The sequence below is a fragment of the Ochrobactrum soli genome (assembly GCF_003664555.1).
Lineage (GTDB): Bacteria > Pseudomonadota > Alphaproteobacteria > Rhizobiales > Rhizobiaceae > Brucella > Brucella teleogrylli.
The window spans coordinates 498500-515248 of sequence record NZ_RCHH01000001.1 but is presented as its reverse complement, the minus strand read 5'-3'; the positions used below and the strand labels follow the sequence as shown (position 1 = coordinate 515248).

Genomic DNA, 16749 nt, shown 5'->3' with positions numbered 1-16749 from the left:
TCATGGTCGAAAAGCTGAAAGCCCGCATTACGCATCTGGAAATGCAGTCGCGACCGGCGATTTCCGTGCCGGTTCCCTCTGGTTTGCGGCTCGCCATCATGCGGGCGAGCGGCATGCCGGTGCATTTCTATCGCTATCTTTACGAGCAGGTGGGGCGGCAGCATCACTGGATGATGCGCCGCGTGCAGAGCGATGCGGAAGTGGCCGACATTATCCACGCCGATACGAGTGAAATTCACGTGCTTTATGCCGATGGCAATCCAGCCGGTTTTGTGGAACTCGATCTGACAGCCATGCCGGAAACGGCAGAAATCCTCTATTTTGGCCTGATGCCCGAATTTCAGGGGCGGGGGCTTGGCAAGTTCTTTCTCAGTGAAGCAATCTCGGCGGCCTGGGCGCACGGGCCGCAGAAAATTGCGATCCATACCAATACGCTCGACAGCCCGCGCGCTTTGCAGCTCTATCAGAAGATGGGTTTTGTTCCGGTCGGCTGGTCGGAGGAAGAAGTTATCCCTTGGGTTGAATAGCTCACCGAATATCAGCTGCGCGCTATTTCGCGACCACTGTTGATAGAGACAACTGAAGCGCTCGCCAGTCGAGCGCTTTCTTCATCCAGCACCACGCAATTGCGTCCGCGTTGCTTGGCCATATACAGGCAGCGGTCGGCGCGGCTCATCACTTGCGAATTGGTTTCGGTTTTTGGAGCGGAAGCCACGCCGATGCTGATCGTCAGCGGATAGACCTGATATTCGGTCGAGTGAAAGGGCGTACCTTCCACTTCCGTGCGGATGCGCTGCGCTACGCGCACGCCGGTTTCGCTGCTGGCGCCCGGCAGGAAGACGCAGAATTCCTCGCCGCCGATGCGCCCGACCAGATCGCCTTTACGCGTCACGTTTTGCAGGGCAAAAGCAATCAGCTTTAAAGCACGGTCGCCGGCGCTGTGGCCGAACGTATCGTTGATGGCTTTGAAGTGGTCGGCATCGATCACCATCAGTACACCTGTTTCAATACGCGACCGGCTGACTTTCATGGCGTCGAAAAGCGCTTCGCGATTGAGCAATCCCGTCATGTGATCGACGCGCGCGCGCGCCTGCAATTCAACATGCGCTCTCTCAAGCTGGGTATAGGCGTCTTTCAGCCTGTTATGCTGCCGGAAAATATAAGCGAGTGACGGAAAAGCCGTGGCAAAGGGAATTCCAGAGCTGAGCGCCAGCGCCACAATCCCAGGTCTTTCACCAGACAGGGCGGCAGCAGTCCAGGTCAGCGTGACAGAAAACAGCACGACAGAAAGGGTTATCACTCCTGCTTTCCATAAAGCTGCCTTCATTTCCTTACTCCCCGTCCCCGGATCAGGATTATCTGTTTGCCACTCGAAACCTTACGTTAAGGGAGCAATTGATTGAACGGCTTATAAGAGCAACTGCTCGTAAGGAAAAGATACCAAAAAGCCCGGATGCAACTTTTCCAAGAAGCGTACCCCGAAAGACACAATTTAAGGTTTTAGTTGTCCTCGTGCGGGTAAGCAAAAAGACAACAAGAGCGGGGGAGGTATCGGGATTTTCGAAGGATATATTCGCTTTGAAATGGCTAACATAAGCAAGGGACGGAAACAACCGCCCGGAGCAGTTTCAGCGAAAGTTGAATCACCGTAATCCCTATAATCTTTGGCTTTTGCGCACATTTTATCCGAAACAGCTTCGTGCTTTTCGAACCATGCTCAAGCGACGAAGACGAGCCTTCCGAGGCGTACAGATGGCAAGGACGCTTCGAAAAAACTCGTCTTATCCGGGCAGTGCATAACGTTTGGAGATTTCCGGTTGTGAACCGGTAAGGCGGTGGTCGTCAGAAGACAGCGAGGTATTTCAGCAGCGAGATGATGCCGATGATGATCACGATAACTTGAGCGATCTGTTTCACCTTCGCATCCAGTGGCAGCATGTTGATGAGATAAAGCACGAGGAAGATAACAAGAATTGTTATCAGAAGGCCGATGAGGATGGACATAGCTGTTCTGACCCTTACTGGAACGGCGCATTGTTCTTACCGTCTGACCGCCGCTCCTCCAGAACGTCAGACTGAACGTTAAGCGAAAAGGCTGGTGCAAGAGCCCAAGTCCTTTCGCAGCATTCTCGTCTCCCGTTGGAAAACGATATGCCGGATAACGTTTCGACGTAGAGAAAGTTCCGCTGGAACTGCGAGCGGGAAGGGCGAAGGGTGGCTGGATTTGAACTACCGCCACCCGCAGAAGAATATTATCCCTGCTTCATGGTGCCGCTTTCGCGACGGCGTGTGTGCCAGCTGAAAGCTTCTTCCAGAAGGTGTGGCGTGTGGCCGCCACGCGCGCAGGCGCGCTCGAAATAATCATTGAGCTGGTCGCGATAATCCGGATGCGCGCAATTGTGGATGATCACACGGGCGCGCTCACGCGGGGCGAGGCCGCGCAAATCGGCGAGCCCCTGTTCGGTCACCAGAATATCGACGTCATGTTCGGTGTGGTCCACATGGGTGACCATCGGAACGATAGACGAAATGGCGCCATTTTTGGCTTCGGACTTGCTGACGAAGATCGAGATATAAGCATTGCGCGCAAAATCACCCGAGCCGCCAATACCGTTCATCATATGTGTGCCATCGACATGGGTGGAATTCACATTGCCATAAATATCGAACTCAAGCGCGGTGTTGATGCCGATAATGCCGAGGCGGCGAATGACTTCCGGGTGGTTGCTGATTTCCTGCGGGCGCAGGATCAGCTTGTCGCGATAGCGGTCGATATTGTTAAAGACGCGCTCGCCGACGGCGGGGCTGAGCGTGATCGATGCACCGGAGGCGTAGTCCAGCTTTCCAGCATCGAAAAGCTCGAAGGTGCTGTCCTGCAGCACTTCGCTATACATACGCAGATTGTGGAAAGGGCTATCGGCAAAACCGTTGAGCACAGCGTTTGCAATGGTGCCAATGCCGGCCTGAAGCGGGTTCAGTGTCAGATCGAGACGGCCATGCTCCACTTCCTGCTTAAGAAAATTGATCAGGTGGGTGGCAATGGCAACGGTTTCGCTGTCGGCAGGTTCGACCGTCGAGGCGCTGTCGTTTTCCTGCGTAATGACGATACCGGCAATTTTCTCGACCGGAATCGGAATATAGGGCAGGCCGACGCGGCTGTCGCAGGCCGTGACCGGGATGGGGTCGCGGGTAGGGCGCTTCGTCGGAATATAGATGTCGTGCAGGCCCTCAAGCGCCATAGGCTGATTGAGATTGACCTCGACGATCACCTTCTCGGCCAGGATGGCAAAGCTTGCCGAATTGCCGACCGACGTGGTCGGAATGATGCCACCGCTTTCGGTGATCGCCAGCGCCTCGACAACAGCATAATCGATCGGGCCGATCTGGTTGGAACGCAGCTGCTCGACCGTCTCCGACAGATGCTGGTCGATGAACATGACCTCACCGCGATTGATCGCGGAACGCAGGGTACGGTCGACCTGAAACGGCATACGGCGCGCAAGCACATGGGCTTCGGTCAGGATCTTGTCGACGTCATGTCCAAGCGAAGCGCCGGTAATCAGCGTGATCTGAAAAGGATCGGTTGCCGCACGCGCGGCCATGGCAACCGGAACTGCCTTGGCGTCACCGGCGCGGGTAAAGCCGCTCATGCCGACGATCATGCCATCCTTAATGAGGCTGGCCGCCTGCTCAGGCGTGATGATCTTTTCTCGTAGCGAAGCGTTTCGAATACGTGCTTCCAACATCTATAACTCTACCTTCTATCCCATCCAGCCAGCGGGCCGGGAATGCCCGTTTAATATGCGTCAAGACCCACAAATGCCGGTCAGGAACGCGAGCGCTGGAACCCATGTCGGGTCATACAACATGTACACCACGAATACATGCTGCTTTGGTCTTAGACCGTTCCAGGCTCCATACACTTTTCAGTCATTCTCATGATGCGCGCAGTGAGGAAATGATTTTAATCAACCGCCGATTTTGTCAATCACAGATGAGATGAAACGCCTGATCAGTCACGCCTTAAGCGTCGGGCCGGTCACGTTTTTTGTGTTTGTTATCTTAATATAATTAGATATTACTTATATTGATTCAATAAATAAAACAAATATATTTGCAATGTAAATTTCAATGCATCATATTAAATTGATAACGGGGCGGGGGATATGATTATATTATTATTCTATAATTTATATTATCGACTAATATCCATTCTTTTTTTCGTTTTGTTTCTGTTGACGATTTGCGCAACTGCTAATGCGCAGGGGCCGACACAAGCCCCAAAGCCTGTGCAAGTTGGCGTTTATGTCAGCGAACCTTTCGTCAACAATGAGGGCAATAGTTACTCCGGCATGGCGATCGATATCTGGCAAAACGTCGCTGCACGCCTGAATATTGCATCGCATTATGTGGAATTTCAAAACTACGGCGCGTTGATGAGGGCCGTTTCCGAGGGCGAAGTCGATGCAGCCGTTACCAATCTGACCATCACCGAAAGCCGGGCTGAGGTCGCCGATTTTACCTATCCATGGTTTGATGCCGGTCTGCGTATCATGGTGCATACCCAGGCCGGAACCGGCTGGGATGATCTTGTCGGACGCCTCGGCCGCGCTGGCCATCTGACCACCTATGTCTGGATTTTGGGCATCCTTCTTGCAGCGACGGTGCTTCTGACGCTGTTCGACAGGCGTTTTGATGAAAGTTTTCCGAAACGGTGGCGGGAAGGGCTGGCGGAGAGTTTCCATCATGTGGTTTCGATTGCCACTTCCGGCAAAACCTCACGCAAAAATCTGTTCGGTTGGATTGGACGTATCTGGCAAACCTTCTGGATGGTTTTCGGCATCGCCATTATCGCCTATGTCACATCATCGATCACCAGCGTGATGACCGTGGCGCATATCGACAACAGGATATCGAACCTGAACGACCTGCAGAGAAAATCCGTTGGTGTGCGAACTGGCAGCGTTGCAGAACAGTTTCTGAAATCCCGCTCCATCGCCACCGTTACGTTCGATCATTTGCCGGAAGCCGTTACCGCGCTCGTCAATGACGAGATAGCGGCAATCGTCGCAGACGGTCCCGTGCTGGAATATTATATGCATCAGCATACCGATCAGCCGCTCGATCTTGTCGGCGGTGCATTCAGCCCGGACAAATACGGATTTGCATTTCCGCGTCACAGCGAACTCGTCCAACCAGCCAGCGTAGCCATCATCAGCCTGCATGAAAGCGAGGAGATCGCAAAGCTGAGGGCCAAATATCTCGGCGCGGCGAAGTGAGTGAGGGTACGAGCACTGATGGATTCTCGCGTTTCGAATTGAACGATATGCCGTTGGTGTCAGGCCCATATCGCAGGTCAGATCGGTATGGCCATCGTAGGTCAGTCGCACTTCAAGCTAGAACCCACCCCTGTTATATATTTCGATCACATAAGATAGATTATGGAACAATCATGTTCATGAAACGGCGATGTGAAAGCACGTCCAGCTCCACGACTATTCGATGAACCAGACAATTACGCCAACCGTCATCAAGCGATCTAGCGTGGTTCAGTTCAACCACGCTGGATCGAAATGTCAGCGACGTCGCGCGACGTAAAGATGTCCGGGAACCGGCGATCCTTGTTCGCTACGCACGGTGATGTTTTCACAGCGGATGCAGTCCATGCCGTGCGCATCCAGCATTGCTGTCACGTATGATTTTGCATGCGCGAAACGCTGATAATCGCCGACCATAAACGCCCGGCCCGCAAAGCGCGTATCGTCCTGCGTTTCACTGGAGAAGCCAAAATAGCCGTCCGGCTCCAGTTGCGTCGCCACGCCTGCAAAGAACCGATCCAGTTCGCCCATATAAGGCAGCACGTCGGTTGCCACGATGAGGTCCCAATTGTCCTCGGCGGTGGTTTCCAGAAAGCGTACCGCTTCGCCGACGAAAAGCGCGTCGTAATCACCTTTTTCAAAAGCGACTTCGATCATGTTTTCAGAAATGTCCACACCGGTCTTGTGCGTCGCCATGTCGTCGAGCGCATCGGCGGAAAGGCCCGTACCGCAGCCAAGATCGAGCATACGGTCACGATGAAACTCGTCATCGATCTCCAGCAATATTTCGCGCAATTGCAGCGGCACGTCGTAACCAAGCTGGTCCACGAGAATTGTGTCGAACATTTCCGCATGCTGGTCGAACAGCGTTGCCACATAAGCATCGGGAGCTTTCAGCGGAACAGCGCCGCGTCCCATGCTGGCAAGCCGCACAGTCGCGCCGCCATGATCGTCGGGATCAATGGCCAGAACTTCTTCATAGGCCTTAGCAGCGCCGTCGAAATCGCCAGCCTTTTCAAGCGCAAGCGCACGATCATAGGCTTCCGCCAGAGCGTCCTCATCGAAGGATTTGTCGTCGGTCTGCGCCATTGTCGTAATGCCTTTTCAAAGTCTGATGGTCGTGCAGCTTATTTATGATCGGCCAGTTTTCGCGCAATCACCGCGCAAGCCATAAGCTGTATCTGATGAAACAGCATCAATGGTAGCACAATACTGCCGACATTGGCGCTCGCGAAAATGGCACTAGCCATCGGCGCACCACTGGCAAGGCTTTTCTTGGAGCCGCAAAACAGGATGGTTATGCAATCAGCGCGATTGAAACCCAGTCGCTTGCTGCCGTACCAGGTAATCAACAGGACGGCAATCAGCAGCACGATGTTGACACCGACCATCATCACCAGATCGTCCCAGGAGACCGATTTCCAAAGGCCTTCCACGATGGCTTCGCTGAAAGCCAGATAGACGACCATCAGGATCGAACCGCGATCCACGAAGCTGAGCGGCTTGCTGTTGCGCCGCATGAAATTGCCGATCCAGGGCTGCAGGATTTGACCCAGAACGAAGGGCAGCAGCAATTGCAGCAGAATAGATTCAAACGCATCGAGAGAGATGCCGCCTCCTCCGCTTTGCACAGCAAAAAGCAAGCCCACCAGCAGTGGCGTCAGAAACATGCCGAAAATATTCGACGCAGAAGCCGAGACAATCGCCGCGGACACATTGCCACCCGCCATCGATGTGAATGCGATGGATGACTGGACCGTCGAAGGCAGAACGCAGATGTAGAGAATGCCGGTATAGAAGGCCGATTGTGCGAGGCCCGGAATAACCCATCCCGCTGTGAGGCCCAGAATCGGAAACAGCACGAAAGTGGACAGGAAGACCACGAGATGCAGCTTCCAGTGGGTGATGCCTGAAATAACGGCTTCGCGCGACAACCGCGCTCCATGCAGGAAGAAAAGAAGACCGACGGCCACTTTTGTCGCCATGCCGAACCATTCGGCAAACTCGCCCTGTACCGGGAGCACCGATGCCAGCAGAATTGTGGCGATCAACATTGTGGTGAATTTATCCGGCAGGAAGCGCATTCTTTCGTCCAATCTTGTTCGGCGCGCCTTTTAGGAAATTGGGCGCCGTTTCGTATCCATGAAACAGGGATATTCAGGGACATAAGCCCATTTTGCGGGGCCTGTTTATTAAACGCATCGGGCCTGTTTTCAACCATTGGTGGATCGAAAACAGACCTGTCTGCTTCACTTTTCCGGGATTTACTTGCGATGAGCGCGTGACGCCGATCTATTCATAACCATTGGGATTTTTTGCCTGCCAGTTCCACATGTCCTGACACATCTCGCGCAAGTTCTTTTCAGCCGACCAGTCGAGGAAATCATTGGCAAAAGTTGGATCGGCGTAGCATTCGGCAACGTCGCCCGGACGACGCGGTGCGATTTCGTAATTGATCTGGCGGTTGGAGACATGCTCGAACGCCTTGACGACATCAAGGACGCTGTAGCCCTGCCCTGTGCCGAGATTGACGGCGAAGCATTTCGGCTCGTCCAGCTTTTTCAGAGCCTTGAGGTGTCCAGCGGCCAGATCGACCACGTGGATGTAATCGCGGACGCCCGTGCCATCCGGTGTCGCATAGTCATTGCCCCAGATGTTGAGCTTTTCCCGGCGTCCAGTTGCAACCTGGGCGATGATCGGCATCAGATTGTTCGGAATGCCTTTCGGGTCTTCGCCAATCAGGCCGCTTTCATGCGCGCCGACGGGATTGAAGTAACGCAGAATGGCGATCCTCCAGCTGTTGTCGCTGTTATAGAGATCGCGCAGCATTTCTTCGATGATCAGCTTGGTACGGCCATAGGGATTGGTCGCGGAAAGCTGCTGGTCTTCGGTGATCGGCAGCTTTTGCGGATCGCCATAGACGGTGGCGGAGGATGAGAAGACCAGCGTTTTGACGCCAGTGGCCTCCATCGCCTGCAACAGCCGCAGCGTGCCCAGCACATTGCAGTCATAATAATGCAGCGGCTTCTCACTTGATTCTCCGACAGCCTTCAGGCCCGCAAAATGGATCACCGCCGTACATTTGTGACGGGTGATGATCTGCTCCAGAAGCGCGCGATCGCGAATGTCGCCCGGCTCGCGAATGGGCGCGCGACCGGTAATTTTTTCGATCCGGTGAAGGGCTTCCGGGTTACTGTTGTCGAAATTGTCGACCACGACCACTTCATGGCCTGCCTCGATCAGCTGAACGCAGGTATGAGAGCCGATATAGCCGGCGCCGCCAGTCACAAGAATTGTCATTGATCAAGTATCCACTTGTTGAACATGCCGCCCCGATGTGCGATCCCGAGCTGACTATGCAAAATCGGCAACGGACTTCAACCCGTTCCAGATGATTCTTTGGGAGCAACTGGCAATGGTATTAACGAAGTTCGATGGAGCGCAGATGACCCCTTCCCGCAATATCGACCGCCTGCTTGAAATTATGGCCGCCCTTCGAAATCCGGAAACCGGCTGCCCCTGGGATGTGGAGCAGAACTTTCGCTCGATCATGCCATATACGCTGGAAGAAGCCTATGAGGTTCTCGACGCCATTGAGCGCAACGATATGGACGATCTGCGCGAGGAACTGGGCGATCTTCTGCTGCAAGTGGTTTTCCATGCGCGGATGGCTGAAGAGCAAGGCAGCTTCGATTTCGGCAATGTGGTGGAGGCGATCACCCATAAGATGATCCGCCGCCACCCGCATGTCTTTGGCGATGCGGAAGCCCGAAGCGCCGGTATGGCCAAGGGGTCGTGGAACCGGATCAAGGCGGAAGAGAAGGCGGAGCGTGCGGAACGCCGCGCCAATCTCGGGCTTGAGACGAGCGAGAGCAACGGTTTTCTTGACGATATACCGAACGCCTTCCCTGCCCTCGTCCGCGCTTTGAAATTGCAGCAGAAAGCAGCAAAAGTTGGCTTTGACTGGTCTGAGGCGGCACCGATTCTCGACAAGATTTCGGAAGAAACCGCCGAGCTGAAGGAAGCGATGGCCGCACAGGATAAAGCCAATATCGCGGAAGAATATGGCGACCTGCTCTTCGCCATGGTCAATCTGGGCCGTCACCTTGAGATTGACGCAGAAACGGCGCTGATTTCTGCCAATGAGAAGTTCAAGCGGCGCTTCCATTTCATCGAAAAGACGCTGGATGAGGCAGGAAACAGTCTCGATTCAGCAAGCCTTGAGGAAATGGAAGATATCTGGACCGAAGCCAAGAAAAAGGGGCTTTAACAAGCCCCTCTTACTGATCTTTCCATTTCGGCCGGAACATCTGATAGACGCTCTCCGTCGTGGCGTAATCCATATAACCAAGCCGAGTTACCGGTTTTACCTTGGCGATATCGACAAGGCCGTCGGTCAGAATGCTTTCATCGATATGAACGCCGACGACTTCCCCGATGACCATATAGTTATTGGTCGGCTGGCCTTCCTTGTCCTGCAATCGCCGGATGTCCACGGCGACACATTCCAGTGACGCGTAGGCTTCCTTGACACGCGGAGCGGCAATGATTTTCGACGATGCGCGGGTCAATCCGGCATAGTCGAACTCGCTGACACCACGCGGTGCGTCGACGGATGACGCATTCATATGCGTCTTGAGATGGTCGCTCACCAGATTGGCCGTGAACTCGCCCGTTTCCTCGATAAACGTCACGCTGTCCTTGATGCCACTGGACGAAAACATCACCATCGGTGGCGTGTCGCAGATCGCGTTAAAGAACGAGTATGGAGCGAGATTGACTGCTCCGTCCTTCGAACAGGTGCCGATCCAGCCGATCGGACGCGGCGCGACAATTGCCTTGAAGGGATTATGGGGCAGCGGATGCCCCTCTTTCGGCTCATAAAACATCGATATTTCCTTGTGTTAGGAAATGATTTTAAGGCGATAACTTATCCCGCCCACGGGCCGGAATAGTCGGAAACGATCCTGTCCATATCAGCGCGGGGGCGCTCTGGCATCTTGTTTTCGGCTGTACCAATATGAACGAAACCAGCCACGCGTTCATTCGGCGCGAGACCGAGAAACGCGCGGGACGGCGCGTCATTTGAATACCAGTTGGTGATCCAGTTGGTGGCATAGCCGAGCGCATTGGCAGCAATGCAGAGGTTCATCGCAACGGCGCCAGCTGACAGAAACTGCTCCCATTCCGGAATGCGCTCATGTCCCACTGGGGACGATATAATGCCGATCACCAGCGGCGCGCGCGAGAATCGGGTCAATTCCTGCTCCTTGCGGCCTTCCGGCAGTGGGCCTTCGCGCTCTTCGGCGCGCTTGACCAGCAACTCCCCTACGCGTTTGCGAGCATCGCCGCGGTACAAAATGAAGCGCCAGGGCGTGAGGCGGCCATGATCGGGAACGCGGGCCGCGACCTTGAGCAGTTCGGCCAGTTCGTCACCTTCCGGTGCGGGAGCGCCGATTGCGGAAATCGGCGTGGAACTACGCTGAGCTAGAAAATCGAACACCGGATGCGCCACGGGAAACCTCACGACTGGAACTTGCTAAAACCTGAACTGCCACTCCGGTTTAGAGAGGGCCGCCTCTTCTCGCCCGTCACAGGGGCGGTGTAAAGTCAAAACTCTGGCAAACCGCAGCACAGCGATGGTTAAAAAATGCCGGTGGCAGAAACGATTTGGCCTTGAATTCGACACCGGCATGGGATCAAAAAAGCTATGTCGGTTTTCAAACTTCTGCCTTGCGTTCAAATATCCCGATACTTTCGCGGCAAATGGGTTGCTGTCGCACTGCTATCCGCGATTCCGGGTGTACCCGCATGGGCGCAGGGTCTCGATCCTGCTGCCGAGGCAGGCAGTGGATTGAACCTGCCTGAACCGCCGCTCGATCTGCCAACGCTCAGCCCCTATGCGTCACCGACGAGCCCGGAAAACAATCCCTTGATGAAAACCAGTGAACTGGATCTCAAGGCACGCCTTGTGGATGATGGCAGCGACATACCAACGGGTTTGGTCTGGCGCGTTTTCTCTCCCAATGTCGGGCCAGACGGACAATTGCCGCTGATCGCCAGTGCACAGGGCGGAAGCGCTGTCTTCAATCTGCCGGAGGGAAATTACCTCGTTCACGTGGCCTATGGGCGCGCTGGCGCAACCAAGCGCATTACGCTTGGTGGCAACGCCCGGCAGGAACTCATGATGCTCGATGCGGGCGGGATGAAGCTGAGCGCGGTTTTGCCCGACAAGAGCAAGATCAACAATGATCTGCTGCGGTTCTCGATCTATGCGGACGAAGACAATAGTGATCGTTCTCTGATCGTTCCCGATGTGAAGCCCAATGCGATCATCAGGCTCAATAGCGGCACCTACCACGTCGTTTCCAATTATGGTTCGGCCAATGCGATCATCCGTGCCGATATTCGTGTCGAAGCAGGCAAACTCACCGAAGCCACGGTCGAGCATCGTGCTGCGGAAATGACACTCAAGCTCGTGCGCGAACGGGGCGGTGAAGCGCTGGCCGACACGTCGTGGTCCGTTCTCAACGCCTCGGGCGATGTGGTGCGCGAAAGTGTGGGCGCCTATTCCTCGCTGGTTCTGATCGAAGGCGATTATGTCGCCGTCGCAAAGAACAAAGACCGCATCTATCAACGGGATTTCAAGGTTACGTCCGGAAAAAATGAGGAAGTCGAAGTCATTGCCAACAAGGAATCTGAGGCATCTGACGACAGCCTCGACTGAGATTCTAAATTCCGCTGAGATAAAAAAGACCGCGCTAAGGCGCGGTCTTTTTGTTTGGAGCGAGGCGTTTGTTATTTGCCGCCATTCTTGAGACGGATCAAATCCGGCGGGGTGGCCTCTTCGGTAAGACGGGCAATAGCCTCAACAAGCGTCATCGATTCCTGATCACGAGAGCCGAGGCGGCGCATATTAACCGTCTGTTCTTCCGCTTCACGCTTGCCGCAAACGAGAATGACCGGAACCTTCTGGAGCGAATGTTCGCGAACCTTGTAGTTGATCTTCTCGTTGCGCAGATCGGTGACGACCTGCAAACCGGCAGCCTTCAGCTTGGCGGCTGTTTCGACCGCATAATCATCCGCATCCGAAGTGATCGTCGTCACCACGACCTGAACCGGCGCGAACCAGAGCGGCATGTGACCGGAGAAGTTCTCGATCAGAATGCCCAGGAAACGCTCCATCGAACCGCAGATGGCGCGATGGATCATGACCGGCTGGCGCTTGTCGGATTCCTTGTCGATGTAGAACGCTCCAAAACGTTCCGGCAGGTTGAAATCGACCTGCGTGGTGCCGCACTGCCATTCACGGCCAATGGCGTCTTTCAGCGTATACTCGAACTTCGGTCCGTAGAAGGCACCCTCGCCCGGCAGAATGCCGGTCTTGATGTCGTCTGACTGCTGTTCGATTTCTTCCAGAACCTTCATCATCACGCTTTCAGCGCGATCCCAAAGTTCGTCCGAACCGACGCGCTTTTCAGGGCGGGTCGAGAGCTTGATGGTGATCCCTTCGAAGCCGAAATCCTTATAAACCGACAAAATGAGATCGTTGATGCGCAGGCATTCCGCCGCCATCTGCTCTTCGGTGCAGAAGATGTGCGCGTCGTCCTGCGTGAAGCCGCGTACGCGCATCAGGCCGTGCAGAGCGCCGGACGGCTCGTAACGATGGACGTTGCCGAACTCGGCAAGCTTGATCGGCAGATCGCGATAGGATTTCAGGCCGTGCTTGAAAATCTGCACGTGACCTGGGCAGTTCATCGGCTTCAATGCAAAGACGCGGTCGTCGTCGGTATCGTCACCGGCAACCGTCACCTTGAACATGTTGTCGCGATACCAGCCCCAGTGACCGGAGGTTTCCCAGAGCGACTTGTCCAGCACCTGCGGCGCGTTGACCTCCTGATAGCCGTGGCTGTCGAGGCGACGGCGCATATAGCTCACCAGATTCTGGAACATTTTCCAGCCCTTGGCATGCCAGAACACAACGCCCGGACCTTCTTCCTGAAAATGGAACAGATCCATTTCGCGGCCAAGACGACGGTGATCGCGCTTTTCGGCCTCTTCAAGCATATGCAGGTAGGCCTGAAGGTCGTTGTCGTTTGCGAAAGCGGTGCCGTAGATGCGGGTGAGCATCGGATTGTTGGAATCACCGCGCCAGTAAGCACCGGCAACCTTCATCAGCTTGAAGGAATTGCCGATCTGGCCGGTGGAAGCCATATGCGGACCACGGCAAAGATCGAACCAGTCGCCCTGGTAATAGATTTTGAGGTCCTGACCTTCCGGAATCGCATCGACGAGTTCGACCTTATAGGCTTCGCCCTTGTCGGCAAAAACCTGCCTGGCCTTGTCGCGCGACCAGATTTCCTTGGTGAACGGCTTGTTGCGCTGAATGATCTCGCGCATCTTCTTTTCGATCACCGGAAGGTCGTCCGGGGTAAACGGTTCATTGCGCGCAAAGTCGTAATAGAAGCCGTTTTCGATGACGGGGCCAATCGTAACCTGAGTGCCGGGGAAAAGCTCCTGAACGGCTTCCGCCAGAACGTGTGCCGTGTCGTGGCGGATCAGTTCGAGCGCGCGCGGATCTTCGCGGGTCAGAATCTCGATCTTGCCGGAAGCGCCAAGCGGATCGGAAAGATCGCGCACGGTGCCGTCGACGGCATAGGCCACCGCCTTTTTTGCGAGAGATTTGGAGATTGATTCCGCGAGTGCAGCGCCGGTGGTCGACGCATCATAGTCCCGTACGGAACCATCGGGGAATTGCATGGAAACGGTATTCGACATTCTATTCGTCCTTATCCAGTCCCGCCAACGATTGCGGGTGGTTCATGATCATGCGTGCTTGTATCGTGAGGCTTCTAATATTTTTTGTCCGGCCAGTAAAGCACGGCATCCCGACAGGGCTATTTGTCGGGATTTATAAGCCAATTTGTAAATGGGATGTCAGCCCTTGATAGGCAAGCAGTCGATATTCTGCTTTTTCAACTTGGCGCAGGCCTTTTCGGCGGAAGCGGAATCCTTGAAGCCGCCAAACCAGACGCGATAGACCTTGCGGCGCTTGCCGTCCGGCGAAATCTCGCCCTTCAGCCCATGAGCGACCTGATCCACCGCGGGACGGAACTTTTCCTGAAGTTCGTTGGCTCCGGCACGCGTGGGTGTTGCGGCAAGCTGAATGCGCCACGCCGCGCCTGCCGATGCGACGAGATAACCGCCGTCACCCTGTTCGATCTGGGAATCGTCGATCAGGTCTGCAACCGAATCTCTTTTCGGAGCTGCTTTTTGCGCTGGCGCAAAAGCGACCGGCTTTGCCATAGCCACAGCCGTGCCCTCGCCGCTGGCATTGCCATAGCGGGTCAGAAGCTTGGCCATCTGGCCGTCCCGCTCGCCTGCCGACCCGGCGCCCAGAACAACGCCGACAAGATGCTTGCCATCAATGATCGCAGACGAAACAAGATTGTAGCCGGATACATTCGTATAGCCCGTCTTGATTCCATCGACGCCGCCATAACGGTACATCAGATTGTTGTGGCCGTTATAAACCCGGCCGCGATAGGTGAAGGAGCGCTGGGAAAACAGCGCATATTGTTCCGGGAAATCACGGCGCAGCGCCATGCCAAGCACCGCCATGTCGCGTGCTGTGGTGAGCTGCGTCATATTGGCGGTCAGTCCTGACGGATTGACGAAGAAAGTGCTCTTCATGCCGATCTGGCGTGCGCGCTGTGTCATCAGACGCCCGAAGGCCGCTTCGGACCCGCCGATATATTCGCCCATCACAGTGGCAGCATCATTGGCCGAGATGATGATCATTGCATTGACGGTGTCGCGCACTGAAATGGTTTGCTCCGGCTTGAGCCAGAGCTTCATGCGGACTTTCGCAGCGGCATTTTTGGAGACGGGCATCTCGTCTTCCCAATGGAGACGACCCGTCTTCAGCGCTTCGAATGTGATGTAGAGCGTCATCATCTTGGCGAGCGAGGCCGGTGCGCGCTGGAGATTCGCGTCGTCCTGACCGAGTATTCGGTTGCTATCAGCGTCGAACACGACCCACGACGGCTTTGCCAATGCTGTAGAGGCACACAGAACGGTGGCTCCAAACGCTACGGAAGCAACGAAACGTGCGAAACGGGACGGCGATGTTAGCATGATGGCTCGCGGATATGGAATTGCTAGCTGGATGTGCAGGCAAATTGCGGCCTGAAAAAGACCATAACGATGCCTCAATTCTTATTCCCTAAGAAACATTGATATCGTTAATGAATTCTAAGCATCGCGTAAAAACATGGGTATTTAGTCGTGAGGAGCCGAACAGCGCCAGTAGCGCCAGGGCAAATACCATTTGAGGTCGTCCGCCAGTTCGCGCGGCACCGGATCGAAGCCATGGGTGCCAAACGGGCCACAGCGCATGACCCGAAAAAGCCCCATCCAGCCGCCGCTCCACAGGCCGTGGCGGGCGATTGCCTCATAGGCATATTCGGAACAGGTCGGCATATGGCGGCAGGAATTGCCGATCAGCGACGACAGCGTCAGCTGATAGAATCGAACGAAAGCCGTGCCGAACACCCTCCCCGGCGTTTTGCGCCAGCCATCGGTGAAGTTGCGGCTGTATCGCTTTGCTTGAGGCGGCGTATCAGTCGTGTGGTCTTTACCACAGGAACACATGGCGTCAGGCGGCCTTGGCATTGTCTTCGATCTGGCGAATGCAATCGACAACAGCATCGAAGGTCAGAAGCGTCGATGCATGGCGGGCCTTGTATTCGCGCACCGGCTCGAAATATTTGAGGTCTTCGAATCGCCCTTCCGGAGCCGGGGCGTTTTCCTTGAGCATGGCATACATCGCATCGCGGACGGCTTTCAGTTCTTCGGCGGTCGCGCCAATGATATTGCGCGCCAGGACCGACGAGGACGCCTGCCCCAGCGCACAGGCCTTCACCTCATGCGCAAAATCGGTGACCACACCATTGGCCATCTTGAGGTAGACGGTGACCGTCGAGCCGCACAGTTTGGAATGCATGGTTGCGACGGCATCCGGCTCGGCCAACCGACCGATACGCTCCATATTGCCCGCAAATTCCAGAATGCGCTTGTTGTAAATGTCGTCGATCATATGCGTGAGCCTTCCGCCCGGTATGCTGGCTATGCAGCCTCATGTTCTTACATGGTGCCAGCAGTCAGGAACTTCAAATCCGTAGATAGCGCCAGATTCAGCTGATTTCGAATCCTGCCCCTGCCGCTTTTCATTGCGCCGAAATGATACGAATTTCACAATGGTGACACCAGCCTGAGAAAAAACAAAAAAATGTTTTTCGACGGCAGTTTGAAGTTGCAATTTACTCCCTATATATTAGGCAAGTAATGCCTGCACTTTGGATGGTGTCAGGACGTTGGACTTAAAACTATTGTTGAACGTTCTGATAGTGTGTTTTAGAGCATGATAACG

16 protein-coding genes are annotated in these 16749 nt (G+C 54.9%); 4 read left to right on the top strand and 12 right to left on the bottom strand.

Features of this window, described 5'->3' with window-relative positions; translation table 11 throughout:
- The first annotated feature begins 2 nt into the window (after window positions 1-2).
- Complete coding sequence (locus D8666_RS02475; RefSeq protein ID WP_121536218.1) at window positions 3-527, top strand: GNAT family N-acetyltransferase; 525 nt, start codon at window positions 3-5, stop codon at window positions 525-527.
- An 11-nt stretch (window positions 528-538) separates the two neighbouring features.
- On the opposite strand, the gene D8666_RS02470 is transcribed toward D8666_RS02475, so the two are convergent.
- The 3 genes from D8666_RS02470 to scpC form a co-directional block, all read right to left on the bottom strand.
- Entirely contained in the window at window positions 539-1327 is a 789-nt protein-coding gene (locus tag D8666_RS02470; RefSeq protein WP_109369091.1) for a GGDEF domain-containing protein, read from the bottom strand.
- A 515-nt stretch (window positions 1328-1842) separates the two neighbouring features.
- Window positions 1843-2004 (bottom strand): Thivi_2564 family membrane protein, encoded by a 162-nt coding sequence (locus D8666_RS24110; protein WP_167836030.1) that lies wholly within the window; start codon window positions 2002-2004, stop codon window positions 1843-1845.
- 248 nt (window positions 2005-2252) lie between these two features.
- Window positions 2253-3746 carry a succinyl-CoA:acetate CoA-transferase ScpC gene (gene scpC, locus D8666_RS02465; protein ID WP_109369090.1) on the bottom strand — a complete coding sequence of 498 codons (1494 nt, stop codon included), beginning with the start codon at window positions 3744-3746 and terminating at the stop codon, window positions 2253-2255.
- Window positions 3747-4289: 543 nt separating this feature from the next.
- On the opposite strand from scpC, the gene D8666_RS02460 reads away from it, so the two are divergent.
- Window positions 4290-5279 carry a transporter substrate-binding domain-containing protein gene (locus tag D8666_RS02460; RefSeq protein WP_235858873.1) on the top strand — a complete coding sequence of 330 codons (990 nt, stop codon included), beginning with the start codon at window positions 4290-4292 and terminating at the stop codon, window positions 5277-5279.
- Between the two features lie 297 nt (window positions 5280-5576).
- Here the strand turns inward: D8666_RS02460 and D8666_RS02455 are convergent, their stop codons facing one another.
- From D8666_RS02455 to galE, 3 genes are all read right to left on the bottom strand, one after another.
- Window positions 5577-6407, bottom strand: a complete 831-nt coding sequence (locus D8666_RS02455; protein WP_109369088.1) for a class I SAM-dependent methyltransferase — start codon at window positions 6405-6407, stop codon at window positions 5577-5579.
- A 38-nt stretch (window positions 6408-6445) separates the two neighbouring features.
- A complete protein-coding gene (locus tag D8666_RS02450) occupies window positions 6446-7402 on the bottom strand; it encodes a bile acid:sodium symporter family protein (RefSeq protein WP_121536214.1) in 957 nt (318 codons plus the stop codon).
- A 208-nt stretch (window positions 7403-7610) separates the two neighbouring features.
- On the bottom strand, window positions 7611-8618 hold the full coding sequence (gene galE, locus D8666_RS02445) for a UDP-glucose 4-epimerase GalE (protein ID WP_121536212.1): 1008 nt from the start codon (window positions 8616-8618) through the stop codon (window positions 7611-7613).
- A 145-nt stretch (window positions 8619-8763) separates the two neighbouring features.
- On the opposite strand from galE, the gene mazG reads away from it, so the two are divergent.
- The gene (mazG, locus tag D8666_RS02435; RefSeq protein ID WP_121536314.1) at window positions 8764-9588 is read left to right on the top strand and encodes a nucleoside triphosphate pyrophosphohydrolase; all 825 of its coding nucleotides are present in this window, start codon (window positions 8764-8766) and stop codon (window positions 9586-9588) included.
- Window positions 9589-9598: 10 nt separating this feature from the next.
- Here the strand turns inward: mazG and D8666_RS02430 are convergent, their stop codons facing one another.
- On the bottom strand, window positions 9599-10207 hold the full coding sequence (locus D8666_RS02430) for a flavin reductase family protein (RefSeq protein WP_121536210.1): 609 nt from the start codon (window positions 10205-10207) through the stop codon (window positions 9599-9601).
- A 41-nt stretch (window positions 10208-10248) separates the two neighbouring features.
- Window positions 10249-10833, bottom strand: coding sequence for a nitroreductase family protein (locus D8666_RS02425; RefSeq protein ID WP_121536208.1), 585 nt, complete (start codon window positions 10831-10833; stop codon window positions 10249-10251).
- A gap of 195 nt (window positions 10834-11028) precedes the next feature.
- Here D8666_RS02425 and D8666_RS02420 point away from each other — a divergent pair, with 195 nt between their 5' ends.
- Window positions 11029-12045, top strand: coding sequence for an RgsD C-terminal domain-containing protein (locus D8666_RS02420; RefSeq protein WP_235858872.1), 1017 nt, complete (start codon window positions 11029-11031; stop codon window positions 12043-12045).
- Window positions 12046-12116: 71 nt separating this feature from the next.
- Here the strand turns inward: D8666_RS02420 and thrS are convergent, their stop codons facing one another.
- The 4 genes from thrS to D8666_RS02400 all read right to left on the bottom strand — a co-directional run bounded on the left by thrS (window position 12117) and on the right by D8666_RS02400 (window position 16416).
- On the bottom strand, window positions 12117-14096 hold the full coding sequence (gene thrS / locus D8666_RS02415) for a threonine--tRNA ligase (protein WP_121536206.1): 1980 nt from the start codon (window positions 14094-14096) through the stop codon (window positions 12117-12119).
- Between the two features lie 159 nt (window positions 14097-14255).
- Complete coding sequence (locus D8666_RS02410) at window positions 14256-15455, bottom strand: D-alanyl-D-alanine carboxypeptidase (protein ID WP_121536310.1); 1200 nt, start codon at window positions 15453-15455, stop codon at window positions 14256-14258.
- A gap of 144 nt (window positions 15456-15599) precedes the next feature.
- The gene (gene yidD / locus D8666_RS02405) at window positions 15600-15971 is read right to left on the bottom strand and encodes a membrane protein insertion efficiency factor YidD (RefSeq protein WP_121536204.1); all 372 of its coding nucleotides are present in this window, start codon (window positions 15969-15971) and stop codon (window positions 15600-15602) included.
- Window positions 15972-15975: 4 nt separating this feature from the next.
- The gene (locus D8666_RS02400) at window positions 15976-16416 is read right to left on the bottom strand and encodes an iron-sulfur cluster assembly scaffold protein (RefSeq protein ID WP_121536202.1); all 441 of its coding nucleotides are present in this window, start codon (window positions 16414-16416) and stop codon (window positions 15976-15978) included.
- Window positions 16417-16749: the final 333 nt, after the last annotated feature.

Coding starts and splice junctions, on each gene's coding strand:
- D8666_RS02475 (WP_121536218.1), top strand. CDS start 3: ATGGTCGAAAAGCTGAAAGCCCGCATTACGCATCTGGAAATGCAGTCG.
- D8666_RS02400 (WP_121536202.1), bottom strand. CDS start 16,416: ATGATCGACGACATTTACAACAAGCGCATTCTGGAATTTGCGGGCAAT.
- D8666_RS02450 (WP_121536214.1), bottom strand. CDS start 7,402: ATGCGCTTCCTGCCGGATAAATTCACCACAATGTTGATCGCCACAATT.
- D8666_RS02430 (WP_121536210.1), bottom strand. CDS start 10,207: ATGTTTTATGAGCCGAAAGAGGGGCATCCGCTGCCCCATAATCCCTTC.
- scpC (WP_109369090.1), bottom strand. CDS start 3,746: ATGTTGGAAGCACGTATTCGAAACGCTTCGCTACGAGAAAAGATCATC.
- yidD (WP_121536204.1), bottom strand. CDS start 15,971: ATGTGTTCCTGTGGTAAAGACCACACGACTGATACGCCGCCTCAAGCA.
- galE (WP_121536212.1), bottom strand. CDS start 8,618: ATGACAATTCTTGTGACTGGCGGCGCCGGCTATATCGGCTCTCATACC.
- D8666_RS24110 (WP_167836030.1), bottom strand. CDS start 2,004: ATGTCCATCCTCATCGGCCTTCTGATAACAATTCTTGTTATCTTCCTC.
- D8666_RS02410 (WP_121536310.1), bottom strand. CDS start 15,455: ATGCTAACATCGCCGTCCCGTTTCGCACGTTTCGTTGCTTCCGTAGCG.
- thrS (WP_121536206.1), bottom strand. CDS start 14,096: ATGTCGAATACCGTTTCCATGCAATTCCCCGATGGTTCCGTACGGGAC.
- D8666_RS02420 (WP_235858872.1), top strand. CDS start 11,029: ATGTCGGTTTTCAAACTTCTGCCTTGCGTTCAAATATCCCGATACTTT.
- mazG (WP_121536314.1), top strand. CDS start 8,764: ATGACCCCTTCCCGCAATATCGACCGCCTGCTTGAAATTATGGCCGCC.
- D8666_RS02470 (WP_109369091.1), bottom strand. CDS start 1,327: ATGAAGGCAGCTTTATGGAAAGCAGGAGTGATAACCCTTTCTGTCGTG.
- D8666_RS02455 (WP_109369088.1), bottom strand. CDS start 6,407: ATGGCGCAGACCGACGACAAATCCTTCGATGAGGACGCTCTGGCGGAA.